We start from the raw sequence: 26,402 nt of genomic DNA on the forward strand, positions 1-26,402 counted from the left end.
GCTTCGGAAATCGTCACGTCAAACTTCGCGGCGGCTCAGGAAGGCCAGCCGCTCGAACAGGTGCACGTCCTGTTCGTTCTTGAGCAGTGCGCCATGTAGCGGCGGGATCAGCTTGCGCGGATCGCGCTCCCGCAGCATTTCCGGCGTGATGTCCTCGTTCAGCAGCAGCTTCAGCCAGTCGAGCAATTCGGAGGTCGAAGGCTTCTTCTTCAGGCCCGGCACTTCCCGCACCTCGAAGAAGATGCGCAACGCCTCTTCCACCAGGCGCCTCTTGATGCCGGGGAAATGCACGTCGACGATCTTTTCCATCGTGTCCGCATCGGGGAACTTGATGTAGTGGAAGAAGCAGCGGCGCAGGAAGGCGTCCGGCAACTCCTTCTCGTTGTTGGAAGTGATCATCACGATCGGGCGCAGCTTGGCCTTGATGCTCTCGCCGGTCTCGTAGACGAAAAACTCCATGCGATCGAGCTCGAGCAGCAGATCGTTGGGGAATTCGATATCGGCCTTATCGATCTCGTCGATCAAGAGCACCGGGCGCTTCTCGTTGGTGAAGGCTTCCCACAATTTGCCGCGCTTGATGTAGTTCTTGATATCCGAGACGCGCGCGTCGCCGAGTTGGCTGTCGCGCAATCGCGACACCGCATCATATTCGTAGAGGCCCTGCTGCGCCTTGGTGGTGGACTTGATATGCCAGGTCAGAAGCGGTGCATCGAGCGCCTTGGCGACTTCCTCGGCCAGCACCGTCTTGCCGGTGCCGGGCTCGCCCTTCACCAGAAGCGGGCGCTCCAGCACGATGGCGGCGTTGACAGCGACTTTGAGGTCATCGGTGGCGACATAATCCTTGGTACCGGTGAATTTCATACTACCCCGTCAGAATGAGTTTCAATTTGATACTAATGGAAAAACCAAGCAGGTCTAGCGTGGATTCCAGCGTCTGAACGCAACTGAGGTCATCGCTACCGCCTCGAATTTAGGCGGGCCGTTTCCGCCTTGCGGAATGACGCTCACACCTTCGTGGCGAACCCGTAATGCTGTCCTAAAGACCCCGGGTGCCCTTGACGACGCGACCCCGGCGGGCAATCTATGGAACATGTTCCTGCAATTCTTCACATCGCTGCGCGATGCCCAGGTCCCTGTGACCTTGCGTGAATATCTGACGCTGATGGAGGCGCTCGACGCCGACCTCGCCGAGCAGAGCGTCGAGAATTTCTACTATTTGTCGCGCTCGGCGCTGGTGAAGGACGAGCGCAACCTCGACAAGTTCGACCGCGTCTTCGGTACCGTGTTCAAGGGCCTCGAGAGCCTGCTCGATGCCATGGACAAGGCTGAGATCCCCGAGGAATGGCTGAAGAAGCTCGCGGAAAAATACCTCACCGAGGAAGAGAAGAAGCAGATCGAAGCCATGGGCTGGGACAAGCTCATGGAGACGCTGCGCAAGCGGCTTGAGGAACAGAAGGGCCGGCACCAGGGCGGCAACAAATGGATCGGCACCGCCGGTACGTCGCCGTTCGGCGCTCATGGTTACAATCCCGAAGGCATCCGCATCGGCCAGGAGAAGAACCGCAACAACCGCGCCGTGAAGGTGTGGGACAAGCGCGAGTTCAAGGATTTCGACGGCAATGTCGAGCTCGGCATCCGCAACATCAAGGTCGCGCTGCGGCGCCTGCGCAAGTTCGCCCGCACCGGTGCGCCTGACGAACTCGACCTCGACACCACGATCAAGGAAACCGCCAACCACGGCTATCTCGACGTGCACATGCGCCCCGAGCGGCGCAATGCGGTGAAGGTGCTGGTGTTCTTCGATATCGGCGGCTCGATGGATTCGCATATCGAGCAGGTCGAGGAATTGTTCTCGGCCGCGAAAAGCGAATTCAAGCACATGGAATATTTCTACTTCCACAACTGCCTCTATGAGGGCGTCTGGAAGCAGAACAAGCGGCGCTTCACCGATCGCACCCCGACCTGGGACGTGCTGCACAAGTACCCGCACGACTACAAGGTGGTGTTCGTCGGCGACGCCTCCATGTCGCCTTACGAGATCATGGTCCCCGGCGGCTCGGTCGAGCACGTGAACGAGGAGGCCGGTTCGATCTGGCTCGATCGCATCATCCGCACCTATCCGCACGCGGTGTGGCTCAACCCGGTGGCGCAGAAGCACTGGGACTATTCGGAATCGACCACCATCATCCGCCGCATCTTCTCCGAGCGCATGTACCCGATCACGATCGAAGGTCTGGAGAATGCGATGAAGGAACTGGTACGATAGCTCTCGTCATTCCGGGGCGTCCGAAGGACGACCCCGGAATCCATTTAGCCACTTGCGCCGGCGGAGGAATAGATTCCGGGTTCGATGCTTACGCATCGCCCCGGAATGACAAACAACAACCAAGGGAGAGCCCCATGTCCCAGACCATTCACCGCGGCATCAAGCAGATGATGGACGAAGCCAATGCCGAGATCGAGACCATCAGCGCCGCCGATGCGATCAAGATCCTCCCGAACGACGATGTCGTGATCGTCGACATCCGCGATCCCCGCGAGATTGAGCGCGACGGCAAGATCCCGGGCGCCTTCTCGTGCACCCGCGGCATGCTCGAGTTCTGGATCGATCCGGCGAGCCCCTACGCCAAGCCGATCTTCCAAGAGGACAAGAAGTTCATCTTCCATTGCGCCGGCGGCATGCGCTCGGCCCTGGCTGCGAAGACCGCGCAGGACATGGGGCTGAAGCCGGTCGCCCATATGGGCGGCGGTTTCGCCGCCTGGCGCGACGCCGGCGGCCCGATCGAGAAGTGGGAGCCGAAGAAGACATAAGCTCGTCACACGCGGGCTTGACCCGCGTGTCCATCCTGACAAAAGGGCCATCCTCCCGAAGAGGATGGATTGCCGGGTCAAGCCCGCCAATGACGATTTGCGAAGTGCCGGAGATCCTTCCATGACCACCACCGAAGACCCGCTCGTCTCCACCGACTGGCTTGCCGCCCACCTCGGCGATCCCAAGGTCAAGGTGATCGACGCCTCCTACAAGATGCCGGGTGTGGTGCCGTTGCCGGCCGACGATTTCATCGCCGCCCACATTCCCGGTGCAGTGTTCTTCGATGTCAATGCGATCGCCGACAAGAACGACCCGCGCCCGCATATGTATCCGGCCGCCGAGCAGTTCGCGCAGGACGTCTCCGCGCTCGGCATCTCCTCAGGCGACACGGTGGTTGCCTATGATGCTGGCGGCTGGGTTGCCGCGCCGCGAGCGTGGTGGATGTTCCTGTCGTTCGGTCATCCGAACGTGAAGGTGCTCGACGGCGGCTTGCAGAAGTGGAAGGCCGAGGGGCGGCCGACGGAAACCGGGCCCGTCGCGCCGAAGCCTGGAAAATTCCAGGCCAGGTTCGATCCGAGCTTCGTCCGCAGCAAGGAGCAATTGCTCGGTAATATCGAGACCAGGAAGGAGCAGGTGATCGACGCGAGGCCGCGCCCGCGGTTCGAGGGCACCGTCGTCGAGCCCTGGCCCGGGCGCCGTTCCGGGCACATCCCAGGCAGCCGCAACGTTCCCTATACCGACCTGTTCGACCCCAAGACCGGCGCGATGAAGCCGCTCGATGAATTGCGCAAGGCATTTGCGTCGGCCGGCGTCGATACGGCGAAGCCGATCGTCACCAGTTGCGGCTCCGGCGTCTCGGCGCTGGTGCTGACGCTCGCGCTCTATCGCCTCGGCGTGCGCGGCAGTGCGCTCTATGACAGTTCCTGGGCCGAATGGGGATTGCAGGACGGGCCGCCGATCGCGACGGGACCTGCGTGATTGCAGACGATCAGCGCGTGGGGCGCACGAACACCGGCTGGCCGAACGGATCGAAAGTCTGCTGCTGCGGGATGACCTGCGGCGCCAGGCGTTGCTGCTGCGCCGCGAGGCGCCGGCGCTCCCTGGCACGCTCCGCCCGTGCACGCTTCTTGGCCGCGGTTTGATCCGGCTTCGCATCCGCGCTCTTTGCTGATGTCGTTTGCTCGACAGTGACCGCGGGGCCGCCCAGCGTGGCGATCTGGGCCGCCGGCGGACTCGCTTCCGCTGAGGTCGGCGCCTCGGATGCGGCCGGCGTGGCGTCGTTCGCGGGCGGGACCTCTGCGACCGCCGCAGGCTTGGCCTCTTCGGCGGGCGCAGGAGTTTCCGGCTGGGCTGCCGTCGTCGGCGCCTGTGGTTCCGGAGCATCTGCTAGAGGCGGTTCGGCCGGCGGCGTCTCGGTTGAGGCAGCCTCCTCGGGCTTCACGGCGGCCATCTGCTCAGGCTCGGCCGGCGCGGGAGCATCGGCGGTTGGTACGGTCGGAGAAGGGGACGTCTCGGCGCTGTCCGGCGCCTTTTCTGTTGTCTCTGCTGCGGGCGGGTCGACGCGCAGCATGGCGAGCGTCGGCGGCTTCGCTTGAACTTGTGTTTGGGCTTGCGCGAAGACGGGCTCCGGCGGGCTGCGTCGCGCCGGGATGCTCGCGACTTCCTCATGGGCAGCCCGGAGCAGCGCGGCAGCGCCAAGTCCGAAGATCAGGACCGACGTCGACAGCACGATTGCCGCGAACAGGAAACGAAGGCCGGGAAGCATGGCGCGGTTCCGTCTTTGCCGAAGTGTTCTGTTGAGCCAGAGGAAACGCGGTGATCACAGGGAAGCCGCTCGCGGGCAGCGAATCAGGCCGATTCGAGGATATCGCAACCAATGTCAAAGCAATGACGCCCGTAGTCCCCCGGAATAACTTTTCCCTGACGGTGAGGCATCTTTGCCGCAGCGATCACTGCCCAATCACAAAATGACCGATTCGGCCCGGATTTCGCGGAATTGTCTTGAATGCGCCGCTATCTTCCTTCAAGTGCCGTTAACGGTCCGGTGTGGCTTGGGGACTATACAAGAGCGATGATGATCAACCGCATTCTGACGATTTGTGCTGCCGCAGCGCTCGGCGCGGCAGGAACTTCGGTTGCGCAGGCGCAGCAGGGCTACCCCGCAGGGCCTGGTCCGGTCTATTCCGCTCCTCAGGGCTCGTATCCGCCGCCACCCCCCGGCTACGTGCGCGACGACCGCCGGCCGTCGGATTTCGATGTCTTTGAGGAGGACGACGAGGCGCCGAACGGCCAGAGTTCGGCGTCGCTGTCGCCGCCCGGACCAGTGCTTTCGCCCAACGATCCCCGCTATGGCCGCCCGATGGGCGCGCCCCCGCCGGTCTATTCGGATCGGACCATGCCGACCGGCCCGGTCATGTCGCCGGATGATCCGCGCTATGGCCGTCCGGCAGGCCCGCCGGCGGTGATCTATGCCGATCGTCCCCAAGGGCCGGCGCAGAGTTATAACTATCCCGATGATCGCGCCATGCGTCCGCCGGAGTCGGTGGGCGCCGCGGGTGGTGCGCCCACCGTCACCGGCGCCGTGTCGCAGCAGCCCCAGGTCGGCAGCGACGGCAGGCCGATGACGGTCGCGGCGCTGCCGCCGGAGGAGCAGCCGGAGGCCGCTCCCGTGCAATTGCCGCCGAACCTGCGCCGCCAGGAGGTCTCGTTCGCGACCAAGGAGCCGCCAGGCACCATCGTGGTCGATACGTCGAACACCTACCTCTATTACATCCTGGGCGGCGGCCGCGCGATGCGCTACGGCGTTCGCGTCGGCCGCGATGGCTTCACCTGGACCGGCGTGCAGAAGATCAGCCGCAAGGCGGAGTGGCCGGACTGGTATCCGCCCACCGAGATGATCGAGCGTCAACCCTATCTGCCGCGCTTCATGGCCGGCGGCCCCGGCAATCCGCTCGGCGCGCGCGCGATGTATCTCGGCTCGACCGTGTACCGCATCCACGGCACCAACCAGCCCTCGACGATCGGCAAGTTCGTCTCTTCCGGCTGCATCGGCATGCTGAATGAGGACGTCTCCGACCTCTTCGAGCGCGTGAAGGTCGGCACCCGCGTCGTGGTGCTGCCGGGTGGTCCGCCGCCTGGAACCGCCACCGCCTCCGCTGCGCCGCCGCCCGGCGGGCCCGTTGCGGCCGCCCCAGCGCCGACCCAGGCGCAGGCCGCCGCACCGCTGCCGGGCACCCAGCCGACCACGGTGCCGCCGCTGCCGGCCCCGGTCACGATCCGCTAGGGCGATTACAGTCCAACATCAAAAGGCGCGCGAACAGCGCGCCTTTTTTGTTTTGCGCTTCTGTCAAATTCCCGCGCTTGAATTCGTGTTCGGCTGGATTACGTGCCAGAGGGCTGCAACCGACGTGGGACAATGCCATGCGCATCCTTGTTGCAGGCGCCACCGGCGCTATTGGCCGACAACTCGTTCCCGCCCTGATCCGGGCCGGCCATTCGGTGATCGGCACGACGCGAACAGCAGCGAAAGCCGAGGCGATCGGGCAGATGGGCGTCGAGCCCGTCATCGTCGATGGCCTCGATGCAGAGGCTGTCCGCGCGGCTGTCATTGCGAAGCAGCCCGAGGTGATCGTCCACGAGATGACCGACCTCGCCGATGTTACCGATCTCCGCCATTTCGATCGCGCCTTCGCTGTCACCAACCGGCTGCGCACGCTCGGCACCGATTGCCTGCTGGCGGCCGCGCGCGAAGCCGGTGTCAGGCGTTTCGTCGCGCAAAGCTTCTGTGGCTGGACCTATGGCCGAACCGGTGCACCTGTCAAAACCGAGGCCGATCCGCTCGATCCCGATCCGCCGCAGGAACTGCGGCGCACGCTGGAAGCGATCCAGCATCTGGAGCGCGCCGTCACCGGCTCGGATCAGCCGGAAGGAATCGTGCTCCGATACGGATCGTTCTACGGTCCCGACACCGGCATACTGTCGCGGGCGATGATCGATCAATTGCGGCGCCGCCGCGTGCCGATGATCGGCGATGGTGGCGGCTGGTGGTCTTTCATTCATGTCGCCGACGCTGCATCCGCCACCGTTGCCGCCATCGAGCGCGGCGAGGCCGGCAATATCTACAACATCGTTGACGATGAGCCCGCGGAAGTCAGCGAATGGCTGCCGGCGCTTGCGGCGATCGTCGGCGCTAAGCCGCCATTCCATGTGCCCATCTGGCTCGGCCGATTGCTCGCCGGCGAACATGTGGTGGCGATGATGACCGAGGTGCGGGCGGGCTCGAACGTCAAAGCCAGGCGCGAACTCGGCTGGCACCCGGCGCATCCGTCCTGGCGCACCGGCTGTGCCGAAATCGTCGGGCACTCCAGTGGCCACAGCGCTGCCGCTTGAGCTGTTGATGCGACGCTCAGACGTCCGCCTCATCAGCGCTTTCGCGGGTTGCATTCTCGAGCCAACCGGCGATGCGCAACAAGTCACGATCGCGCCCGCGAGCGCCGATGAGCTGGACGCCGATTGGAAGTCCCTCGTCGCCTCTGAGCAGTGGCAGCGAGATGGTCGGCAGACCGCAGAGGCTCCATGGCATCGACATCACGCCGGAGCCCGGCCCATCCTCCAGCCGGGTCGCCTCGCCCGCCGCCGACAGGGTGATCAACGCATCATGTTGGATGAACATACGCGAGGCCAGTTCAACGAGACGGTCGGCCCGCGCATCGAACCTAAGGTAGCTTGCCGCGCTGATGGTGTGGCCGGCTTCGATGCCCCGCTGCAGCGGCGTGCAATAGCGGCGGATGGTCTCAGCCGGCTCAGAGCCGAAACGATAGGCGAGATGCGCGTTGAGCAGCCCGAAGGTGACATCGAGCGCGTGATCGAATTCAAGTGGGAGTTCGACCTCGACGGTCGCGGTCGGCAGTGACTGGATGAATGTCTCGAATGCTTTCCCCGCGTTGTCGTCGATCAGCTTCCAGCCTGGCCCCTTGACCACGCCAAGACGGGGCGCGGAGGCCGCAGGCTGGACAGCCGCTAACGCGGGATCGAACGCGCCGGCGAAAAGGCACAAGTCTCCGATCGAGCGGGCCAACAGGCCGAGATGCGCCATGCGCGGCACCAGCACGTTCGATCCCGCCATTGAGGTGAAACCCAAAGAGGGTTTGAACGCGAACGCGCCGCAAAACGAGGCGGGGAGGGTGGTCGAAGCGGTGTGTTGCGTGCCGAGCGCCAGCGGCACCATGTGGTCGACGACGGCGGCGGCAGAACCCGCCGACGACACGCCCGGCGAGCGCGACAGGTCCTGAGGATTGCGGGTCGGGCTCGGATGGTACATCCCGAATTCGGATGTCGCGGTCTTGCCGACAATGATTGCACCGGCGCGGCGCAGCGCCGCCACCGCATCCGCATCGGCGTTTGGCCGCCGGCCGCGAAGCGTCTCGCTGCCATATTCGGACGGCATGTCGGCGGTGTCGAATACGTCTTTCACCCCGATCGGCAGGCCGTGCAGTGCGCCGAGCGGCCCACCTGATGCGCGGTGCTCGTCGGCACGCCGCGCCTCTTCGCGCGCCCGCTCCGCATCGAGGAAAGCCCACGCCCTGACGTCGGGCTCACGCGCGGCGATCCGGTCCAGGCAGGCATTCATCAAATCGAGCGCGCTTGTCTCGCCCCGCTTGATCCTGTCGGCCAGCATGCTGGCCGACAGGTGGTTTGGAAGCACAGAGCTGGTCATCATCGAACCGAGGCTGTGATGCTGCAGCCCGATTCGGCGGCCGGGCGGAACGCGGTCGCGGCGGGAACGGTGGCGATCCGCTCGTAATAGTCCCAGGGCTGCCGGCTCGCCGCCGGCGATTTCACGCGATAGACGCCGAGATCATAGGCGAGGCGGCCGTTCTGCTGCACGGCAGCCTGCCGCCCGAACCGATCGACCGGAAGCTGGCGCATCTCGGCATTGACGATCGCGGCATCGTCGCTTTTGGCGCTTCTCGCGGCCTTCAGGAAATGCAGCACGCCGGAATAGACGCCGGCTTGTTCGCGGGTCGGCATTCGGCCGTGTTCCTTGAAGAAGCGCTGCGCGAAGTCGCGGGTGCCGTCGCTGTCATCCCAATAGAACCCCGTGGTGATGATCAGCCCCTGCGCCGCTTCGAGGCCGAGGCTGTGGACATCGGTGACGAAAGCGTGGAGCGCTGCGATTTTCTGCGTGCGCATGATGTCGAACTGGCCGGCCTGTTTGATCGCATTGACGGTGTCGGCGCCGGCGCTCGCAAGCGCGACGACCTGCGCGTTCGAGCTTTGGGCACGTAGCAACAGCGAGGCGAAATCGGCTGTGTTGAGCGGATGGCGCGCGCTGCCGAGCACCTTGCCGCCGCGCTCCTGCACCACGGCACTGGCGTCTTTCTCCAGGTCGTGGCCGAACGCGTAGTCGGCGGTGAGGAAGAACCAGGACTTCTGCCCCTGCTCGGTCAGCGCCGCAGCCGTGCCGCGCGCCAGTGCGTAAGTATCGTCGGTCCAATGGGTCACGTAGGGCGAGCAGCGTCCGCCGGTGATCTCGACGCTAGCGGCACCCGATACCAGGAGCGACCGCTTCTTCTCGGTCGCGATCGTCATCAGCGCGAACACCGCGCCCGAATGGGGCAGGTCGACAACGGCGTCGACGCCTTGCCGGTCAAACCACTCGCGTGCGATGGCTGAGGCGACATCCGGCTTGTTCTGATGATCCGCGGTGATGATCTCGATCGGGACCCCGTTGATCGAGCCGCCAAAATCGGCAACGGCCATCCGCGCGGCCTTGATCGAGCCCGGCCCGCCGACATCGGAGACTACGCCGCTTTGATCGCCCATGACCCCGATGACGACCTTATTGTCCGAGAACTGAGAGAAGGCCGGCGACGTGAGTATTGAGCTAAGTGCAATTGAAATCAGGATTTTTCGGTACATTTCGCTGCTCCGCGTGAGGTGCGGCGGAGCCTAACAACCCGCTGCTACACATATGTGACAATGTTGGTACATATGTGATTATTAGCTAGTGACGAAGATTCGATGAGGAACAGCGTGACCAGACAGGCGACGGAAATCGAAACGTTCGGGCCGGAAGTGGAGAACGGGGACGCGTTGGTCGCCCGCATCTGCTGGCACTACTACAAGGAGGGGCAGACCCAGGACGTCATCGCGCAGCACCTGAAAATCACGCGGAAGCGGGTCAACCAGATCCTCGGAGAGGCGCGGGAGCGCGGCGTCGTCCAGATCTCAATTGCCAGTCCCTTCGGTCCTTGCAGCGAACTTGAGGCCCGCCTCGCTGCACGTTTCAAGCTGCGAGGCGCCATCGTCGTGCCCGCGCCGATTGGCGACACTGACGTCCGCAACCTCGTCGGCGCCGCCGCCGGTCACTATATCTCCGAGCACCTGCCGCCTGCCGGGACTCTCGGCATCACCTGGGGTGGCACCATCAACATGGCCGCGCAAAATCTGCGGCGCCGTTCCGGCGACGGCTGCCGTGTCGTCCTGTTGTGCGGCGGGCTTGCTGAAAGTACGGCGATCAATCCTTACGACAACGCGGCGATGATGGCGCGCGCGTTGGGCGCGACATGCTACTACGTGACCGCGCCGATGTTCGCGGCAACGGCACAGCTTCGCGATGCGCTGGCCTCCAGCGAGCCGGTGCGCTCGGTTCTCGCAATGGTCGCGGAGCTGGATATCGCCCTGTTCAGCGCCATCGATCTGTCCGAACAATCGAAAGCGCTGGAATATGGCGTGATATCGCGCGAGACGTGGCAATCGCTGCGCGACGCCGGCGCGGTCGGAGATATCTGCGGCCACTATCTCGACAAGGACGGCAACGCGGTGACGCATCCCCTGACCCGGCGCGTGATCCATCCGCCGATGAGCGATCTGAAGGCGGTACGCGAGCGCATCCTTGCCGCCGGTGGCATTCAAAAGCTTCCGATCATCAGCGCGGCGATCCGCGCCGGGCTGGCCGACATTCTGATCACGGATGAACGGGTTGCGACCGCCCTTTGCGAAGAACGGTGATCACGCCAGTCGCCGCGGCGGTTCGCTGCCCTTGGTCCAGGCATCGATACACTCGACCATCTGGCCGTAGTGGATCCCGAGGCTCTCCTGGGTCGCGTAGCCGAGATGCGGGGTGAGCACGAGGTTGTCGAGCCTGCGGAAGGGATGGTCGGCCGGCAGCGGCTCCACCGAGAACACGTCGATGCCGGCGCCCGCAATCTTCTTTTGCGTGAGAACCTCCTGCAGCGCGTTCTCGTCAACGATCGGCCCGCGCGCGGTGTTGACGAGATAGGCCGTCGGCTTCATCCGCGCGAGATCGGCGGCACCCACCAGGCCGCGCGAGCGCTCGCTCAGCACCACATGGATGGTGACGATGTCGGCGGTCGCAAACAATTCCTCCTTGCTGGCATAGCCGACGCCGGCCTCCTTGCATTTCTCGGCCGTCAGGTTGGGGCTCCAGGCGATGACGTTCATGCCGAACGCCTGCGCGAGCTTCGCCACCCGACTGCCGAGCTTGCCGAGCCCCACCACGCCAAGCGTGCGGCCCTCGATCTCGACGCCGGCAAAGGTCTGCCAGGGCTCGCCTGCATGCATCCGCGCGTTTTCCCGGCCGATGCCGCGGGTGAGTTCCAGGATCAGGCCGAGCGTCAGCGCCGCGGTCGGGTCGCGGCTGTATTGCGTGCCGCACAGCACCACTTTGTGGTCCTTGGCGGCGTCAACATCGATCGCGGCATTGCGCATGCCTGATGTCAGCAGGAGTTTCAGCTTGGGCAGCGCCGCGAACAGCGTGCGCGCAAATGCGGTGCGCTCGCGCATCGCGCAGATGATCTCGAAATCGGCAAGCGCGCTCGCGGCAGCCGCCTCGCTCGCAAACGGCTCCCTGAACACGGTGACGTCGACGCGGTCCTTGATCTCTGACCAGTCGGCGATCGAAAGTGACAGGTCGAAATAGTCGTCGAGGATTGCACAGCGCAGCCGCGTCATCGATGAATCCGTCTGTGGCGAGGACGACAGCGAAAACTGCCGTCAAGGGATATCGCTATGGTTGCGCGCAATCGTCGGGTCGCGCAAGCGGACTTCGGGAAACCCCGCTTCAAATATCCGGCAGGTTCAACTCAACCGGCTTCTGTGCTTGGCGCGCCAGGCCGGCCCGGGCCCGCGCATATAGTGCAGTTCCGGCCGGTAGGGGTTGAATGCCCTGGCGAAGAACTGGCGCCAGAAGATGCGAAGTTCGGCGAGGATCTTCGCAAGGCCAGTGCGGCTGGCCGCCGGGGCGGGCAGGGACGTGCTTGTTGCCATGACACAGCCCTCCTGTTGGTGATGCGCGGCTCAGCCTGCGCAAAATGCCGTTTTCGACGCTGAAAATGAGATTTCGCCCGATTTATTAAAAGAAGGTTTCAATTGTCGTCATCTTGCGCACACATGGTTTCGATCCCGTATTCATCGGGGTGAACGGATGGAAAACGCACAGTGTGCGGTTGCGCTTTGAGGGCACGGCGGCTACATCGGCGGCAGCAAAATTTCCATAAATCCTGCCGATTCCAGGGGACTCAATGGCCCGCCAGTTCGTCTATTTCATGCAAGGTCTGACCAAGAGCTACCCGACCCGCAAGGTGCTCGATAACGTCCACCTGAGCTTCTACCCGGATGCCAAGATCGGCGTGCTCGGCGTCAACGGCGCCGGTAAATCGACGCTGCTCAAGATCATGGCCGGCATCGACAAGGACTATACCGGCGAGGCCTGGGTCGCCGAGGGCGCCCGCGTCGGTTATCTCGAGCAGGAACCGCACCTCGATGCCACGCTGAGCGTCCGCGAGAACGTGATGCAGGGCGTCGCCAAGCAGAAGGCGATCCTCGACCGCTACAACGAACTGGCGGTGAACTACTCGGACGAGACCGCCGACGAGATGACCAAGCTGCAGGACGAGATCGAGGCCCAGGGCCTCTGGGATCTCGACAGCAAGGTCGACCAGGCGATGGACGCGCTGCGCTGCCCGCCCGACGACGCCGACGTCACAAAGCTCTCCGGCGGCGAGCGCCGCCGCGTCGCGCTGTGCCGGCTCTTGCTCGACCAGCCCGAACTGCTGCTGCTGGACGAACCGACCAACCATCTCGACGCCGAGTCCGTATCCTGGCTCGAAGGCCATCTGCGGCAATATCCCGGCGCGATCCTGATCGTCACCCACGACCGCTACTTCCTCGACAACGTCACGGGCTGGATTCTCGAGCTCGATCGCGGCCGCGGCATTCCCTATGAGGGCAACTATTCCTCTTGGCTGGTGCAAAAGCAGAAGCGGCTCGAGCAGGAGGGCCGCGAGGACGCGGCGCATCAGAAGACACTGGCGCGCGAGCAGGAGTGGATCGCGTCCTCGCCGAAGGCGCGCCAGGCCAAGTCCAAGGCGCGCTACCAGCGCTACGAGGAACTGCTCAAGAAGGCGAGCGAGAAGCAGACCCAGACCGCGCAGATCGTCATCCCCGTGGCCGAGCGGCTCGGCCAGAACGTCGTCGACTTCGAGGGCCTGACGAAATCGTTCGGCGACCGCATGCTGATCGACAATCTCACCTTCAAGCTGCCGCCCGGCGGCATCGTCGGCGTGATCGGTCCGAACGGCGCCGGCAAGACCACGCTGTTCCGCATGATCACCGGGCAGGAGAAGCCGGATCAGGGTACGATCACGGTCGGGGAGTCCGTCCATCTCGGCTATGTCGACCAGTCGCGCGACGCGCTCGACGGCAGCAAGACCGTGTGGGAGGAGATTTCCGGCAACAACGAACTGATCCTGCTCGGCAAGCGCGAGGTGAATTCGCGCGGCTATTGCTCGGCCTTCAACTTCAAGGGCGCTGACCAGCAGAAGAAGGTCGGTGCGCTCTCAGGCGGTGAACGCAATCGCGTGCATCTCGCCAAGATGCTGAAGTCGGGCGCGAATGTGCTGCTGCTCGACGAGCCCACCAACGACCTTGACGTCGACACGCTGCGCGCGCTCGAAGAGGCGCTGGAGGATTTCGCCGGCTGCGCCGTGATCATCAGCCACGACCGCTGGTTCCTCGACCGCATCGCCACCCACATCCTCGCCTTCGAAGGCGACAGCCATGTCGAATGGTTCGAAGGCAATTTCCAGGATTACGAAAAGGACAAGATGCGGCGCCTTGGCCAGGATTCGATCATCCCGCATCGCGTGAAGTACAAGAAGCTGACGCGGTGACGGCACTTTAGCGACGATCTGCTGCGGCCAGTTGTCGCTTTCCACCACGACGAGATTGCGTAGATATAGCGCTCCGCAATCCCCGATACTGCTGCGAGCAATTCACAATGTCTGCCACCTCCGACGCCCCCGCGCCGCCGAAGATCGCTTCGCTGCGCCCGGTTCCCATGTTGATCTTCGGATCGCGCTGGCTGCAATTGCCGCTTTATGTCGGGCTGATCATCGCCCAGGGCGTCTATGTGGTGCTGTTCATCAAGGAACTGTGGCACCTGTTCGCCCACGCCTTCGATTTCAGCGAGCAGCAGATCATGCTGGCGGTGCTCGGCCTGATCGACGTCGTCATGATCTCGAACCTTTTGGTGATGGTGATCGTCGGCGGTTACGAGACCTTCGTCTCGCGCCTCAACCTGCGGGGACATCCCGACGAGCCGGAATGGCTGAGCCACGTCAACGCCAGCGTGCTCAAGATCAAGCTGGCGATGGCGATCATCGGCATCTCCTCGATCCACCTGCTGCGGACCTTCATCGAAGCCGGCGCACTCTCCTCGGGCAAGACCAACTACACCGAGACTGGCGTGATGTGGCAGACCATCATCCACACCGTCTTCATCCTGTCCGCGATCGGCATAGCCCTCGTCGACAAGCTGTCGAATGCGTCGATCGAAGGCGCCAAGCAGTCGGCCGGACATCATTAAGGGTGCGGCGCTTGCGAGGTCGTGCTAGGTTCATGGACGGGGCGCGGCTGATGTCCGCCTCGAAAACGGGACAGCACTTCGATTGGACCGCTGAGTGAACAAGCCGCTCGACTTGCCATTCCTCCGCACGCTCGCCTTCGGCTTTCTGTTCTTGGTGTTACCAACGGCCTCGCCGGCCCACGCCGCCGATGCCGCCTTCAGCCAATTCATCGCCTCACTCTGGCCGGAGGCGCAGGCCGCCGGCGTGTCGCGCGCGACGTTCGATCGTGAGACGCGCGGGCTCGAGCCTGACTACAAGCTGCCGGATCTGATCTTGCCGGGCCGTCCCGCGACCGGCGCGCCGTCGCAGGCTGAATTCGTCCAGGTGCCGGCGGACTACGTCAAGGAGGCTTCCATCGCGCGGCTTGCGGCCGAAGGGCAGCGGTTGATGCAGAAATATCGTGCTGACCTCAACGAGATCGAAAATCGCTTCGGCGTGCCGGCAACCGTGGTGCTCGCGATCTGGGGCCGCGAGACCGATTATGGCCGCTATAAGCTGCCCTACGACACGCTGCGCGTGGTGGCGACACAGGCCTATGTCGGCCGCCGTAAGGACCAGTACCGCACAGAGTTCATTCTTGCGCTGAAGATCCTCGGCGAGGGTGCGGTGACACGCCAGGAAATGCGCTCATCCTGGGCTGGTGCCACCGGGTTCACGCAGTTCCTGCCGTCCGAATATTACAAGCACGGCGTCGATCTCGACGGCGACGGCCGCATCGACATCTGGCACTCGGTGCCTGATGCGCTCGCGTCCGCCGCCCAGCAACTCGTCAACAAGGGCTGGCAGAAGGGCGTGCGCTGGGCCTACGAGGTGAAGGCGCCGCCCAATGTCGATTGCACGATGGGCGTGCCGGAAGTGACGAAGCCGATCGGTGATTGGCTGCGCGCGGGCTTTGAGCCGGTGCGCGGACAGAAGCTCAATGCGACCGAGCAGGCGCAGCCCGCCTCGCTGTTGCAGCCCGAGGGCATCTATGGCCCCGCATTCCTGACCACGAAGAACTACTTCGTCATCAAGGAATACAATTTCTCCGATCTCTACGTGCTGTTCGTCGGCCATCTCGCTGACCGCATGACGAGCCCGCAGCCGTTCGCCACGCCCTGGTCGGCGACGACGCAATTGCGCACCGCCGATGTCGAGGCGATGCAGCGCCATCTCACGCGGATCGGTCTCTACAAGGACAAGCTCGACGGCAAGGCCGGGATGCAGACCCGTGCCGCGCTCGGCGCCTACCAGAAATCGGCAGGCCTGAAGGTCGATTGCTGGCCGAGCGAAGCGGTGCTGCGCGCGATGACGGCGGCGAGATAGGCCCTACGCTCGACAAACAAAAACCCGGCCGCAAAGGGCCGGGTTTTGAATTTGGTGGGTCTTTACCCGCCGGGTCAGCTTAGTCGCAAACCTGAACGCGACGGAAACGCCAGCCGTAGCCGTCCCAGAAGCGCTCGCGAATCATGCGGCACGGAGCTTCTTCAACGTAGACCGGCGCCGGTGCGACATAGACCGGAGCCGGACGGCTCGCAGCAATCGCGCCACCGAGCAGGGCGCCGCCAATCAGGCCACCGGCCACGCCGGCTGCGATCTGGCCGTCTCCGGCCTTGGCGGCCGGCGCGACAGCCAGCGAACCGGCAATCGTTGCGACCGCGACGAAGGCAGCTAATGTCTTCTTCATGTCTTGGGCTCTCCTGGATGGCGCCTTCAGCCGACGCCGGGTTTAACGATGACTCGCACGCTGGTTTCGAAATCCCGTCTCGCAAAAAGAGCGCACAACAGTCAATCGAAAGTAAACGTCAGCGCGCTAATGGCCTGAAAAAACGGTTTTTTCTGGCCATTCGCCGTTCAGCTTCCGGAAAAGCGGTGGTTTTCCGGCATCCTGTGCGAGATTTAATGAAGGTGAATGCGCGTTAATAGCAGACGCGCACGTTGCGCACCCGCCAGCCATAGCCATCCCAGAAGCGCTGGCGTTGCCAGGCGCAGGGCGGTCCGTACTCGTATGGGTCGGCGACGTAATAGCCGGGGCCGGGACCGTACGAGTAACCTGGACCGTAGGAGTACCCCGGACCGTAGTACCCGTTTTGCGAAGCAATCGCACCGCCGATCAGGGCTCCACCGATCAGTCCGGCCGCAACCCCCGCGGCAACGCCGCGCTGCGCATGCGCGGGAGGAGGTGCCGCCACGAGCGCGCCTGCCAATGCAATGGCGGCAAATCCGAGCAATGTCTTCCTCATGGCCTCACCTTTCTTCAAGTCATCCACTTTGGGGCATTGGTCCTGACCAGAGTTCCACATTTCCCCGTAACGATCAATGAACGCCGCAGCGGATCGCCCGAGAAGTGATGACCGGCGTGCCGTGCGGATGACGCGGATCAAACTTAGATTCATTCCAATTTACCTCCGTCATCAGTTTGGAATTGCTTCAAATTCCCGTTTTTCCTTTTGCGTCGCTTGCTCGCCTTCAATATCTCTTAGGTCAGCATCACCGACCGGACCCGCCTTTTCGATGATCGTTTGTTCCTGCAACGTCCTCAGCGACCATGACGTCCGCAATGCGGTGAGCGTCAACGGGTCGTTGCCGCGGAATGCCAAGCAGCTTTATGGCTGCCTCGGCTGCAGTGCCGAATGCGGGCGCTGCGCCCGGACCATCAAGACCATCATCGACGAGGCGCTTGGCCCATGTGCCAAGGCCTGCTGTGCCGGCTGCCCGCACAGTCATGAGGCCGTCGACGACGTCGCCAATACAGAGTTCGCGTTGGCCGCCTGCTGAGCCGCCGGGATTTCCCCAGATCTCTTCGCAGATGCCCTCCCAGAGGAGGGTTGCTCTCGTTCATAATCTGATTTAGAAGCGTTCTAAAGTTGGAATCGGGCCTGCTTTGGGCCTTTAAACATTTGGAGTGGACTATGCAGGGCGACCCTAAGGTCATCGAATATCTCAACAAGGGCCTGCGCAGCGAACTCACGGCAATCAACCAGTACTGGCTGCACTATCGCATCCTGAACAACTGGGGCCTCCTGGAGATGGCCAAGGTCTGGCGCAAGGAATCGATCGAGGAGATGCACCACGCCGACCGCTTCACGGACCGCATTTTGTTCCTCGACGGCTTCCCCAACATGCAGGTGCTCGATCCCTTGCGGATCGGTCAGAACGTCCAGGAGATCATCGAGTGCGATCTCGCCGCCGAGGTCGGTGCTCGCTTGCTCTACCAGGAGGCCGCCACCTATTGCCACGGCGTCAAGGACTATGTGAGCCGCGACCTGTTCGAGGACCTGATGAAGGACGAGGAGCACCACATCGATTTCCTCGAGACCCAGCTCGATCTGATCAAGCGTATCGGCCTTGAGCTCTACACCCAGAAGCACGTCGGCCACCTCGAGAGCGAGCACTGAGCCGGGCGAGAGAGCATCGATTTCTCTCGTCATGGCCGGGCTCGACCCGGCCATCCACGCCCTTTCTTACGGTCTCCAACGCGTGGATGCCCGGGACAAGCCCGGGCATGACGGTTGGGAATGCAGCCCATCGAATTCGCTAGAGCTGCGTCTTGTAGCGCTCTTCCACCACCGCCTGGCTTTCGGGCTCGCCGAGCGTGGTCTGGTCGTGGATCACTTGGCTGATGCTTGGAAATACCTTGCGCTCGACGCGCGTGTCCGCCGACCACAGTTTCGAGCGCATCAAAGCCTTGCCGCAGTGGAAATAGGCTTCCGTCACGTCGATGCGCAGCAGCGCGCGTGGCGGCTTGCCGAATTCTACCATCGAGGCCAATAGCTCCGGATCAGCCGAGAGGCGTCCCTTGCCGCCGACACGCAGCGTCTCGTCGATCCCCGGCACGAAGAAGATAAGCTGCACGAAGCCCGAGCCCGCGACGATGTTCCGGAAGCTGTCGATGCGGTTGTTGCCGGAGCGGTCCGGCATCAACAACAGGTTTGGCGAGGTGACGCTGACGAAGCCCGGATTGCCGCCGCGCGGCGAGGCATCGACGCTGCCGTCGGAGCCGGAGGTCGCCAGCACGCAGAACGGCGACATGCCGATGAACTTCCTCGCATGCACATCGATCTCCGGCCGCGCCTTCGCGATCACGCGCGCAGTCGGTTTTTGATAGATCGAGGCGAGGTCGGCAGCGGCAAGGTCGGTCACGGTCGGTCCTCCAGATGTCGTATCTGTGACAAGCGTATCATCGCGAAATTCCGCCGTCATCCCGCGCTGAAAGAGGCATGCTCATTCTCAGCCGCGGTCCTCGACATCAGTCTCGGGGCGGTCGCTGCCGGCGGCGGTCTCGGTGTGCCATTGCCCGTCAGGGGTTTCATACTCGATCGCCTCGGTGCGGCCCGGCACGCGCTGCTCTGCCGCCACACGCCGGGCGGCGGCCAGCGCAGCGGCATGGGTCGCGAACGGTTCGGAAAACACGCCGTCTACGGTGTAGGCCCAGCCGCCGTCATGCTCGACGATCTTGTAGATCACATGGCTCATCGGGAACTCGCTTCATGGTTGACACTGGAAGGGTGAAGCCACCGGCGTTTTCATGACAGAATAGGCGATGATGTCGGAATTTCCATCGACCAATCGTCTTTAGGGCAGGCAACGGCCCCGGGCCGCCGGTGACAGGAGCAAAGCATGTGCCGTAATATCAAGACGCTGTTCAATTTCGAGCCGCCGGCGACCGAGGACGAGATCCACGCTTCCGCACTGCAATTCGTGCGCAAACTGTCCGGCTTCAACAAGCCGTCGCAGGCCAATGAAGCCGCCTTCGATCGCGCGGTCGCCGAGGTCTCGGACGCCGCACGCCGGCTTCTCGTCTCGCTACACACCACGGCACCGGCGCGCGACCGCGAGATCGAGGCGGAGAAGGCCAAGGAGCGCTCGCGCCTGCGGTTCGGGTGAGCTGCGGCGGGCGTGACCTGCGCGATCGGTGCGCGGCCTATTTCTTGTCCTTGTGCTTCTTCTTTTTCTTGTCCTTGCGATCCTCGTCATCATCATCGGGATCCTCGAGGCCGTCGGGCTGTTCGGCAACGGCCGCGGCCAATGCTTCGCGCTCGGCCGCCTCCTGCTCGCGCTGGCGGCGGTAGTCCTCCCAGGCGTCGAAGATCATGTGAAGCCACGGCATCACCTGTTCGATCGACGGCAGTTGCCCGGGCGGGCCCGGCTCGCCGCGCGGACCGGCAGGTCCCTGCGGTCCGGCGGGACCTTGCAGGCCGGGCGCTCCCTGCGGGCCCGGTTCACCGCGCTTGCCTTGCGCACCAGGTTTGCCTCGCGCTCCCGGCTTGCCTTGCGGGCCGGGCTTTCCGCGCGCGCCATCGGGGCCGCGCCGGCCGGGATGTCCCTGCGGTCCCGGCCGCCCTTGTTCGCCGGGCCGGCCGCGTGGGCCCGGCGCGCCCGCTGCTCCGCGCCGGCTGGAAGCTTCATCGGCCACTGCTGCACTCCGAAATAAAATTGCGCCCGCGCGTTTTTTAGCGGCGTTTGACGACCGCTTCAATTCCGCGAGCCGCCCTTGCCGCATTGATCAACATCAATGATGCGATCGCGCGGCATGGCATCCTCGGGAGTGTGGCTGGCCAGACGGGAGCGAAGCCATGAACGCAGGCTGGAAGATCTTCTTGCTCTCGCTGGTCCTGTTCGCGATTGCCTTGGGCGCCGAACAGCTCCTTGTGCCCGACGTCGTGCCGATCGCCTATGCCGAGGAGCCGCAGCCGCTGTTGCTGGTGGAGACCGCTTTCGTGCTGCGAGCGATCGTGCTGATCGCGGGAAGCGTAGCGGTGATCTCGTTCGTCATCACGCTCGGCGCCTGGGTGAGAAGCACGCGATCGCACGCTTGAGGCAATTCCGACTAATCGTTCGGCGCGGGCACTTCGATGCCGTCGGCCGAATAGCTCCTGATCTTGTTGCGCAACGTGCGCACGGAAACGCCGAGCACGCGCGCGGCGCGCGTGCGGTTGCCATTGCAGCGGATCAGGGTTTGCAGCACCAGCTCGCGCTCGACCTCGCCGACGGTGGCTCCGATCAGGAGCGGCACGATTTCGTTGGGGGCCAGTGAGGACGCCGGAATCTCCGGCAGGGGCTGCGTGGACACATAGGACATGACACCTCCCGAGCAACGCCCGTTCGCAACATCGCGAATCGGAAACATCGAGAACGAACAAACCCCGCGCCCGCGCGAGACGGTGGCCGCAGATGGTTAACAAACGATTAACGCGATCGCTACCATCCACATTTGCGCATGGGTTCCCGCACGCGCCATGCTCACACCGCCCGGTAGCCGCCATCCACCATCACGATCGATCCCGTGACATAGGCCGACAGGTCGGAGGCGAGGAAGATCGCAGGCCCCACGATGTCGTCGGCCTTGCCGGCGCGGCCGAGCGGCGTGTGCGCGATGAAGCTCTTCACAAGCTCTGGATTGCTCGCGCGCGTCTGGGCGTTCAGCGGCGTCTCGATGAAGCCGGGGCCGATCGCGTTGACGCGCACGCCTTCCTTGCCGAGCTCGGCGGCGAGCGCGCGGGTGAAGCCGAGCACGCCGTGCTTGGAAGCCGTGTAGGCGGGCGAGCTCGGCGTGCGCACATGCACGAAAGACTGGATCGATGCGATGTTGACGATGCGTCCCTGCGCGGAGCGGATCTGCGGCAGGAACGCATGCGTCACGTTGAAGACACCGGTAAGGTTGATCGCGATGATGTCTTCCCAATCCTTGATCACTGCCTCGTCCGCGCCGAGCATGCCGTTGCGCCGCGCAATTCCGGCATTGTTGACGAGGATCGTGACCTGTCCGATCTTGCCAGCGATTTCCCTTGCAAGCGCGATGCAATCCTCGCGCCTTGTGACGTCGAGCGCGAAGCTGTCAGCTTTGCCGCCGGCTTCGCGGATCTCCTTCGCCGCCTCCGCCGCCGCGCTCGCGTTGACATCGAGCAGCACGACGCGCGCGCCCTCGCGCGCGTAGCCGGCTGCGATCGCGCGGCCGATGCCGGAGCCCGCGCCAGTGACGACGGCGATATGATTTCCGAGAAGGGCCATGGATGTTTCCTCTTGCTTGTTGTTGGACGCCGCGGAGAGGCTAATCCATTTTGTAGGGAGGGCAAAGCCAACGGGGTTGCGCGAACGCGCGCCCCGTTGGCTTTGTCCACCCTACAGATTCTCGCTCCATCCTGCATCCGCGCTACACTTCGCAACGTGCGAATCGATCTGTCGCCATTGATGCTTTCCAAGAAAATCCCGGAGACTTTCCTATGAAACTGCCATCCGCCTTTCGCGCCGCGCTCCTCGCGCTGTCCGCTTTCGCCGGCGCCATTCTCTCCTCGGCTGCCCATGCCGACAGCGGCACTGTCTCGCTCACGATCTACAAGGCGGGCTGGATCATCGGCGGCTCCGGCGGTGGCGGCGTGCTGAATTTTCATGGACGCAGATATCCGCTCTCGGTCGGCGGCCTCGACTACGGCCTGGTGTTCGGCGGCTCGAAGACGGTGCTGCGCGGCCGCGTCAGCAACATCAATCGTCCCTCCGATGTCGCCGGTGTTTACGGCGCAGCCGGCGCCGGCCTTGCGATCGGCGGCGGCGCCCGCGCCATCGTGCTCACCAACCAGAAGGGCGCCGTGCTCGAACTCGCCGGCCACCAGGTCGGATTGATGGCGAATGCCGATTTGAGCGGGCTCGCGATCACGATGAAGTAGCGAGGCGCGGAGAGCCGTTTGCCCCTCATCCTGAGGAGCGGCGTCTTCGCCGCGTCTCGAAGGATGAGGCCCCGCCGGTGGCCTCGCCCTTCGAGACGGTCGCTCCGCGACCTCCTCAGGGTGCGGGATGGATTGGAGCGCGTCGCTCTCCTTTGTCATTGTGAGTTCTGATTCAAATTTCAAACAGCGGAGGAGATGTGAGTCCACATTCTCGCGGCGCGTTACGCCCGAGTTTTGCGTCTCGTGTCACCCTCTCATCAATCAGAGGGCGCAGGGAAAGCCGGGTGCCGGTTGCACCCGTGGGTCCCGTGCAACAAAAAGCACGGGGGTAGGACCACAGGTTCAACCGAAGCATTCCGGCTTTCCCTGCGCGATGGTGTTACGGTTTCCTTCGTGCTCTCCCCGGTGACCGGGCTTTCTTGCCACCGTCACCCGCGGCAGCTCTTGCTGCTCGCGCGCTTAGCGCCAGCGTCGGGGCGCCAGGACCACACGACTTCGCCGTCCGTGATGCGTATGCTCGTCAGTCACGCACCTCACGTCCACCGCATCTCACCGCAACGTTCGTGACGATCGCGAGCCGCCCCTCATCCGCCGTGAGATGCGCGGAGTTAAATCACTGATTTGCCCGACGGCGAAAGCGGAATATTTTTCGCTGATAGTCTGGACAGGCTTTTGGTGATTTGCCCGTCGGGTTATCTTGTCGCAGTCGTTGCAGTCAGTGAAGCCGTTCACGACAGCAACACCAGCTTGGCTCCACGAGGTTTACGATGTCGCTCAACACCGACAAGATTGACGATGCAGCGCTGGCGCTGCTCTATCTGACCCTGCACGACGACTATCGGGCATGGAAGGGTTTCGATTGGGATGTGCTCGGCCGGCTCCACGAGAAAGGCATGATCCATGATCCCGTGGGCAAGACCAAGTCCGTCGTGTTCACTCAGGAAGGACGTGATCGGGCAAAGCAGCTCTTCGAGACGATGTTCAAGGAATGAAGGACTTCGCCGCGCTCTCGTAGGGTGGGTTAGCGCAGCGTAACCCACCGAGCCTGCGGGAAGAAAGATGGTGGGTTACGCTGCGCTAACTCACCCTGCGGTTCCTCCGCCTTCAAGGCTCGTCCGGCTTCTGCAATGGCTCGCGTGTTACGGAGCTTGTTAACAATTATAAATTGTATTATGGTGCTGCATTCAATTGATCATTGTTTGTTTGTACGAAGAGGAGTTTCCCATGCAAGAGCCTCAATTGAAAGAATTTGAAGGCCTGCCTCGCTCGTCATCTTGCCGCTTGATAGATTTTGATGAGGCGCAGGTTGTTCCCGGCATTGTCCCGAAGACATTCATTCTCATCGTCAGGGGCACCAAGCCCTGGGTGACGATGAAGGTGGATTTGTATCCCCTGATTTATATCAAGCAGCCGGTTTATTGGGGCATTGAGGTGATCGGATGCCAGAGCGGCATCGGGCTTCCCACCAAGGCGCCCTACGAGATTGCGCTGGACATTACGCACACGCTCGGCACCAAGGGAATCGAGGTTGTCGGTGCCGCACACGCGAAGCAGATCAACGTGCCGTAGCGGGCAAAGCGCGCCCCGACTTGGAGAAGAATCCGGCGCGCAGCGCACCGCGCTGGTCGTGTCCGATGTAGCGTAGGCAAAGCGCAGTGTGCCCACCATTGCGAGCGGAGTCTTTGATGGTGGCACGACGCGATAGACGCGCCTTCACCTTACAGCTCCTCTCAACGAGAGATGCCGATGCTTGATGACTTCAAATGGCCTGACATCGAAGGCGAGGCGGACAAGGCGATCATTCGCAATATTCGCAAGCACGGATGCCATATCGTGGGCATCCGGGACGGTAATCCGGAATATGCGTTCTCGGTTGGCCTGTTCCTCAACTATGGCCACGCCGAGGTGGTGATCTTCGGCCTGCGGGCCTCCGACTCTGCCTCGATCATCAATGATATTCGCGACCGGGCGGCTGCAGGACGGAGCTGCGCCGCCGGGGATATCTGCGATGATATCCTGACGGACCGCCAAGTCGCATTCGCAGAGGTGCCGCTGCAGGCGTATGACGCGTATCTGGGAACGGCGATTTGGTTCTATCGCAAATGCCGGCGCCCGTTTCCATGCCTGCAGATCGTGTGGCCAGATCGCGAGGGATACTTCCCCTGGCAGACCGGACATGACGCCGCCTTGAAGCAGTATCAGCCGGTGTTGAAGTCTTTCTCCTGAGGTGCGAAGTGCCCGCGTAGGGTGGGCAAAGCGAAGCGTGCCCACCATCCACGGTTGGTGCAAGAAAGGTGGGCACGGCGCGATAGACGCGCCTTCGCCCACCCTACGCGTATTGCGATTCCACAACTCACAACGTGCAGCGGCGCTGCGTCCGCATCTGTTGCTGCTCGGCCATCGCGGCGGTGAAGGTCGGGACCGGCTTGCTGACGACCTGGTAGGTCGAGGGCCACTGCATCGGTTTCTGCTGCAGGTCCTCGTTCCAGATCTGGCAGATGCCAGTGTTCTCCCAGCGGATCACGTAATAGCCGGCCTCTGCGGGCCTGGCGGCGAAGGCCGCGACAGCGGAGCAGGTGGCGAGGCAGAGGGCGGTAGCGCGACGCATGACGTATCTCCTGTCGAATTGTTCTTCTGCCTCCGCGATTGGCCGAGGCGCCGCCGATCTTTTGTGATCGTTTGTGGCGGTATTGGTACGGCAAGAGCCTGCTCCCTCGAAATCGGGAGGCTGCAATGATTTCATCAACAGCAGTTCATCGGCGACTTCGAGCGACGGTATGTTGATCCTCCACTCGTTCGCCAGCCCGCAGCCAATCCGCCAGTTCCTGCCACGGCTGCAACGACCAGCTTCCCGAAGCCGCGCCCGATGGCGACGCCAGCACGAAGATATCCGGAAAATCCGGAAGCGCAGCTTGCCGACCGAGCGCGATCGCCGGCGTCGGTCGTCCGAAGAACAGAGATGCAGTCTTCTTGCTGGTGAATGCGATGGTCTTCGGCCGGTAAGCCAGCATCTTGTTCCGGAACGCGGGCACATCGATAGGGAAGGCGAGCGCCTGGTGGTCCATGCCCGCGCCCGTCTTGCACATGTCGGTGAAGCCGATGCCGAGTTCGAGCAGCGCCGGAAATTCATGCGGCTCGAAGCGGCGCGGCGTGATGCCGACCTCATGCAGCGTCCGCCAGAAGCGATTGCCGGGATGCGCGTAGTAATGGCCGAGGTCGGCTGACCGCTGGCTGGCGGCGGTGCCGACGAAGACCAGGCGAAGATCGGCGGCAAGCTGGTCGGGCAGCCGCTCGCGCGGAGCGGGCGCGTCGCTCATGAAGCGCGAAGGTGTGCGACGCCCTCGATCTCGATCAGCATCTTCGGATCGGGCAGCGCCACCACCACGCAGGTGGTGCGCGCCGGGTAGGGCGCCGGCCCGAACGCCTCGGCATAGAGCTTGTTCATCGCGGCGACATCGGAGGCGCGCGTCAGCAGCACGTTGACCTTGGCGAGATCGCGCACCGTCGCGCCCGCCTCGTCCAGCACGCGCTTGAAGTTGGTGACGACGTTGGCGAACTGTGTCTCGAAGGTGTCAGGCAACCCGCCATTGGCGTCGAAGCCGGGGATGCCGGAGATGAACAGGAGATCGCCGACGCGGGCGCCGAACGAGAGCGGCGGCGCCTTGACGCCGGGCGGGGGAGGGAAGTGCTTTATGGACATGCATGCATCCTCGTCGTTGGACAGATGGGATGCAGGATAGATCAGTGGCCGCTATGAGCCAACCGATCGCGCGAATGCAGGTTGATGAATAGGCTTCTCAATATGCGGGACGTGCCCGCCCGATCCAGGCAGCCAGCTCCTCAGGGCAGAACTGCAAAGATCGTCCGACCGACGACACAGCCCAGATCAAGGAGCGTGATGGTGCCAGTCTGCGATGGTGAGAAGAACTAGAGGAGGCTTCTGTTGTCGGAGAAAAATCGCTCGCAGAACCTGCGGATGTGGTCCGGCAGATCGTTAACGGCAGATGACTTCCTGGA

The 26,402-nt window shown here is 63.3% G+C and carries 33 protein-coding genes; 17 read left to right on the forward strand and 16 right to left on the reverse strand.

Features of this window, described 5'->3' with window-relative positions:
* Positions 1 to 18: 18 nt before the first annotated feature.
* On the reverse strand, positions 19 to 861 hold the full coding sequence (locus tag AC5ZG1_RS20395; protein ID WP_028166112.1) for an AAA family ATPase: 843 nt from the start codon (positions 859 to 861) through the stop codon (positions 19 to 21).
* Between the two features lie 229 nt (positions 862 to 1,090).
* Between AC5ZG1_RS20395 and AC5ZG1_RS20400 the strand changes: the two genes are divergently transcribed.
* From AC5ZG1_RS20400 to sseA, 3 genes are all read left to right on the forward strand, one after another.
* Positions 1,091 to 2,266, forward strand: coding sequence for a vWA domain-containing protein (locus AC5ZG1_RS20400; protein ID WP_496133879.1), 1,176 nt, complete (start codon positions 1,091 to 1,093; stop codon positions 2,264 to 2,266).
* Between the two features lie 134 nt (positions 2,267 to 2,400).
* A complete protein-coding gene (locus tag AC5ZG1_RS20405) occupies positions 2,401 to 2,811 on the forward strand; it encodes a rhodanese-like domain-containing protein (RefSeq protein ID WP_496133880.1) in 411 nt (136 codons plus the stop codon).
* Positions 2,812 to 2,932: 121 nt separating this feature from the next.
* Positions 2,933 to 3,790: a 3-mercaptopyruvate sulfurtransferase gene (gene sseA / locus AC5ZG1_RS20410; protein ID WP_496133881.1), complete on the forward strand. Its 858-nt coding sequence runs from the start codon at positions 2,933 to 2,935 to the stop codon at positions 3,788 to 3,790.
* 10 nt (positions 3,791 to 3,800) lie between these two features.
* Here the strand turns inward: sseA and AC5ZG1_RS20415 are convergent, their stop codons facing one another.
* The gene (locus AC5ZG1_RS20415) at positions 3,801 to 4,577 is read right to left on the reverse strand and encodes a hypothetical protein (protein ID WP_496133882.1); all 777 of its coding nucleotides are present in this window, start codon (positions 4,575 to 4,577) and stop codon (positions 3,801 to 3,803) included.
* A gap of 306 nt (positions 4,578 to 4,883) precedes the next feature.
* Between AC5ZG1_RS20415 and AC5ZG1_RS20420 the strand changes: the two genes are divergently transcribed.
* Both AC5ZG1_RS20420 and AC5ZG1_RS20425 read left to right on the forward strand, forming a co-directional pair.
* On the forward strand, positions 4,884 to 6,095 hold the full coding sequence (locus tag AC5ZG1_RS20420; RefSeq protein WP_456644812.1) for a L,D-transpeptidase: 1,212 nt from the start codon (positions 4,884 to 4,886) through the stop codon (positions 6,093 to 6,095).
* A 137-nt stretch (positions 6,096 to 6,232) separates the two neighbouring features.
* On the forward strand, positions 6,233 to 7,201 hold the full coding sequence (locus tag AC5ZG1_RS20425; RefSeq protein WP_130229903.1) for an NAD-dependent epimerase/dehydratase family protein: 969 nt from the start codon (positions 6,233 to 6,235) through the stop codon (positions 7,199 to 7,201).
* 16 nt (positions 7,202 to 7,217) lie between these two features.
* Here AC5ZG1_RS20425 and AC5ZG1_RS20430 read toward each other — a convergent pair whose 3' ends face one another.
* The gene (locus AC5ZG1_RS20430) at positions 7,218 to 8,528 is read right to left on the reverse strand and encodes an amidase (RefSeq protein ID WP_496133883.1); all 1,311 of its coding nucleotides are present in this window, start codon (positions 8,526 to 8,528) and stop codon (positions 7,218 to 7,220) included.
* Entirely contained in the window at positions 8,528 to 9,733 is a 1,206-nt protein-coding gene (locus AC5ZG1_RS20435; protein WP_496133884.1) for an ABC transporter substrate-binding protein, read from the reverse strand. The genes AC5ZG1_RS20430 and AC5ZG1_RS20435 overlap by 1 nt, the downstream gene beginning before the upstream one ends.
* Positions 9,734 to 9,847: 114 nt before the next feature.
* On the opposite strand from AC5ZG1_RS20435, the gene AC5ZG1_RS20440 reads away from it, so the two are divergent.
* On the forward strand, positions 9,848 to 10,825 hold the full coding sequence (locus tag AC5ZG1_RS20440; protein ID WP_496133885.1) for a sugar-binding transcriptional regulator: 978 nt from the start codon (positions 9,848 to 9,850) through the stop codon (positions 10,823 to 10,825).
* Here AC5ZG1_RS20440 and AC5ZG1_RS20445 read toward each other — a convergent pair whose 3' ends face one another.
* Complete coding sequence (locus AC5ZG1_RS20445; RefSeq protein ID WP_496133886.1) at positions 10,826 to 11,788, reverse strand: D-2-hydroxyacid dehydrogenase family protein; 963 nt, start codon at positions 11,786 to 11,788, stop codon at positions 10,826 to 10,828. It lies immediately after the preceding gene.
* A gap of 126 nt (positions 11,789 to 11,914) precedes the next feature.
* Positions 11,915 to 12,103 carry a hypothetical protein gene (locus tag AC5ZG1_RS20450; RefSeq protein WP_456644770.1) on the reverse strand — a complete coding sequence of 63 codons (189 nt, stop codon included), beginning with the start codon at positions 12,101 to 12,103 and terminating at the stop codon, positions 11,915 to 11,917.
* 254 nt (positions 12,104 to 12,357) lie between these two features.
* On the opposite strand from AC5ZG1_RS20450, the gene ettA reads away from it, so the two are divergent.
* The 3 genes from ettA to AC5ZG1_RS20465 all read left to right on the forward strand — a co-directional run bounded on the left by ettA (position 12,358) and on the right by AC5ZG1_RS20465 (position 16,047).
* A complete protein-coding gene (gene ettA / locus AC5ZG1_RS20455) occupies positions 12,358 to 14,007 on the forward strand; it encodes an energy-dependent translational throttle protein EttA (RefSeq protein WP_028166121.1) in 1,650 nt (549 codons plus the stop codon).
* Between the two features lie 107 nt (positions 14,008 to 14,114).
* Positions 14,115 to 14,702, forward strand: a complete 588-nt coding sequence (locus tag AC5ZG1_RS20460; RefSeq protein ID WP_456644771.1) for a TIGR00645 family protein — start codon at positions 14,115 to 14,117, stop codon at positions 14,700 to 14,702.
* Positions 14,703 to 14,847: 145 nt separating this feature from the next.
* Complete coding sequence (locus AC5ZG1_RS20465; RefSeq protein ID WP_496133909.1) at positions 14,848 to 16,047, forward strand: lytic murein transglycosylase; 1,200 nt, start codon at positions 14,848 to 14,850, stop codon at positions 16,045 to 16,047.
* A gap of 79 nt (positions 16,048 to 16,126) precedes the next feature.
* Here the strand turns inward: AC5ZG1_RS20465 and AC5ZG1_RS20470 are convergent, their stop codons facing one another.
* Together AC5ZG1_RS20470 and AC5ZG1_RS20475 are read right to left on the reverse strand one after the other, a co-directional pair.
* Entirely contained in the window at positions 16,127 to 16,408 is a 282-nt protein-coding gene (locus AC5ZG1_RS20470; RefSeq protein WP_130229897.1) for a hypothetical protein, read from the reverse strand.
* 232 nt (positions 16,409 to 16,640) lie between these two features.
* Positions 16,641 to 16,964 carry a hypothetical protein gene (locus tag AC5ZG1_RS20475; RefSeq protein WP_456644772.1) on the reverse strand — a complete coding sequence of 108 codons (324 nt, stop codon included), beginning with the start codon at positions 16,962 to 16,964 and terminating at the stop codon, positions 16,641 to 16,643.
* 271 nt (positions 16,965 to 17,235) lie between these two features.
* Between AC5ZG1_RS20475 and AC5ZG1_RS20480 the strand changes: the two genes are divergently transcribed.
* Both AC5ZG1_RS20480 and bfr read left to right on the forward strand, forming a co-directional pair.
* Positions 17,236 to 17,499, forward strand: coding sequence for a (2Fe-2S)-binding protein (locus AC5ZG1_RS20480; protein ID WP_496133887.1), 264 nt, complete (start codon positions 17,236 to 17,238; stop codon positions 17,497 to 17,499).
* Positions 17,500 to 17,633: 134 nt separating this feature from the next.
* Positions 17,634 to 18,119: a bacterioferritin gene (gene bfr, locus AC5ZG1_RS20485; protein ID WP_130229895.1), complete on the forward strand. Its 486-nt coding sequence runs from the start codon at positions 17,634 to 17,636 to the stop codon at positions 18,117 to 18,119.
* Positions 18,120 to 18,258: 139 nt separating this feature from the next.
* Here bfr and AC5ZG1_RS20490 read toward each other — a convergent pair whose 3' ends face one another.
* Entirely contained in the window at positions 18,259 to 18,864 is a 606-nt protein-coding gene (locus AC5ZG1_RS20490) for an MSMEG_1061 family FMN-dependent PPOX-type flavoprotein (RefSeq protein WP_496133888.1), read from the reverse strand.
* 87 nt (positions 18,865 to 18,951) lie between these two features.
* The gene (locus AC5ZG1_RS20495; protein ID WP_130582521.1) at positions 18,952 to 19,197 is read right to left on the reverse strand and encodes a DUF2188 domain-containing protein; all 246 of its coding nucleotides are present in this window, start codon (positions 19,195 to 19,197) and stop codon (positions 18,952 to 18,954) included.
* A gap of 144 nt (positions 19,198 to 19,341) precedes the next feature.
* Between AC5ZG1_RS20495 and AC5ZG1_RS20500 the strand changes: the two genes are divergently transcribed.
* Positions 19,342 to 19,608 carry a DUF2277 domain-containing protein gene (locus AC5ZG1_RS20500; RefSeq protein WP_028166130.1) on the forward strand — a complete coding sequence of 89 codons (267 nt, stop codon included), beginning with the start codon at positions 19,342 to 19,344 and terminating at the stop codon, positions 19,606 to 19,608.
* A 37-nt stretch (positions 19,609 to 19,645) separates the two neighbouring features.
* On the opposite strand, the gene AC5ZG1_RS20505 is transcribed toward AC5ZG1_RS20500, so the two are convergent.
* Positions 19,646 to 20,137 carry a collagen-like protein gene (locus AC5ZG1_RS20505; protein ID WP_496133889.1) on the reverse strand — a complete coding sequence of 164 codons (492 nt, stop codon included), beginning with the start codon at positions 20,135 to 20,137 and terminating at the stop codon, positions 19,646 to 19,648.
* A gap of 160 nt (positions 20,138 to 20,297) precedes the next feature.
* Here AC5ZG1_RS20505 and AC5ZG1_RS20510 point away from each other — a divergent pair, with 160 nt between their 5' ends.
* Positions 20,298 to 20,540 (forward strand): hypothetical protein, encoded by a 243-nt coding sequence (locus AC5ZG1_RS20510; protein WP_496133890.1) that lies wholly within the window; start codon positions 20,298 to 20,300, stop codon positions 20,538 to 20,540.
* Positions 20,541 to 20,551: 11 nt separating this feature from the next.
* On the opposite strand, the gene AC5ZG1_RS20515 is transcribed toward AC5ZG1_RS20510, so the two are convergent.
* Together AC5ZG1_RS20515 and AC5ZG1_RS20520 are read right to left on the reverse strand one after the other, a co-directional pair.
* A complete protein-coding gene (locus AC5ZG1_RS20515; RefSeq protein WP_028166132.1) occupies positions 20,552 to 20,803 on the reverse strand; it encodes a helix-turn-helix domain-containing protein in 252 nt (83 codons plus the stop codon).
* Between the two features lie 161 nt (positions 20,804 to 20,964).
* Complete coding sequence (locus AC5ZG1_RS20520) at positions 20,965 to 21,732, reverse strand: SDR family NAD(P)-dependent oxidoreductase (protein WP_496133891.1); 768 nt, start codon at positions 21,730 to 21,732, stop codon at positions 20,965 to 20,967.
* A 212-nt stretch (positions 21,733 to 21,944) separates the two neighbouring features.
* On the opposite strand from AC5ZG1_RS20520, the gene AC5ZG1_RS20525 reads away from it, so the two are divergent.
* The 4 genes from AC5ZG1_RS20525 to AC5ZG1_RS20540 all read left to right on the forward strand — a co-directional run bounded on the left by AC5ZG1_RS20525 (position 21,945) and on the right by AC5ZG1_RS20540 (position 24,611).
* Positions 21,945 to 22,385: a hypothetical protein gene (locus tag AC5ZG1_RS20525; protein ID WP_474419203.1), complete on the forward strand. Its 441-nt coding sequence runs from the start codon at positions 21,945 to 21,947 to the stop codon at positions 22,383 to 22,385.
* A 767-nt stretch (positions 22,386 to 23,152) separates the two neighbouring features.
* The gene (locus tag AC5ZG1_RS20530; protein ID WP_496133893.1) at positions 23,153 to 23,377 is read left to right on the forward strand and encodes a DUF6429 family protein; all 225 of its coding nucleotides are present in this window, start codon (positions 23,153 to 23,155) and stop codon (positions 23,375 to 23,377) included.
* A gap of 232 nt (positions 23,378 to 23,609) precedes the next feature.
* Positions 23,610 to 23,954 (forward strand): hypothetical protein, encoded by a 345-nt coding sequence (locus tag AC5ZG1_RS20535; protein ID WP_130227381.1) that lies wholly within the window; start codon positions 23,610 to 23,612, stop codon positions 23,952 to 23,954.
* Positions 23,955 to 24,131: 177 nt separating this feature from the next.
* The gene (locus AC5ZG1_RS20540) at positions 24,132 to 24,611 is read left to right on the forward strand and encodes a DUF4262 domain-containing protein (RefSeq protein WP_474419206.1); all 480 of its coding nucleotides are present in this window, start codon (positions 24,132 to 24,134) and stop codon (positions 24,609 to 24,611) included.
* Positions 24,612 to 24,738: 127 nt separating this feature from the next.
* Here AC5ZG1_RS20540 and AC5ZG1_RS20545 read toward each other — a convergent pair whose 3' ends face one another.
* The 3 genes from AC5ZG1_RS20545 to AC5ZG1_RS20555 form a co-directional block, all read right to left on the reverse strand.
* Complete coding sequence (locus AC5ZG1_RS20545) at positions 24,739 to 24,993, reverse strand: hypothetical protein (protein WP_028168899.1); 255 nt, start codon at positions 24,991 to 24,993, stop codon at positions 24,739 to 24,741.
* A 145-nt stretch (positions 24,994 to 25,138) separates the two neighbouring features.
* A complete protein-coding gene (locus AC5ZG1_RS20550; protein ID WP_496133894.1) occupies positions 25,139 to 25,702 on the reverse strand; it encodes a mismatch-specific DNA-glycosylase in 564 nt (187 codons plus the stop codon).
* A complete protein-coding gene (locus AC5ZG1_RS20555) occupies positions 25,699 to 26,085 on the reverse strand; it encodes a RidA family protein (protein ID WP_496133895.1) in 387 nt (128 codons plus the stop codon). The genes AC5ZG1_RS20550 and AC5ZG1_RS20555 overlap by 4 nt, the downstream gene beginning before the upstream one ends.
* Positions 26,086 to 26,402: the final 317 nt, after the last annotated feature.

This window comes from Bradyrhizobium sp. Leo78, from assembly GCF_059512425.1.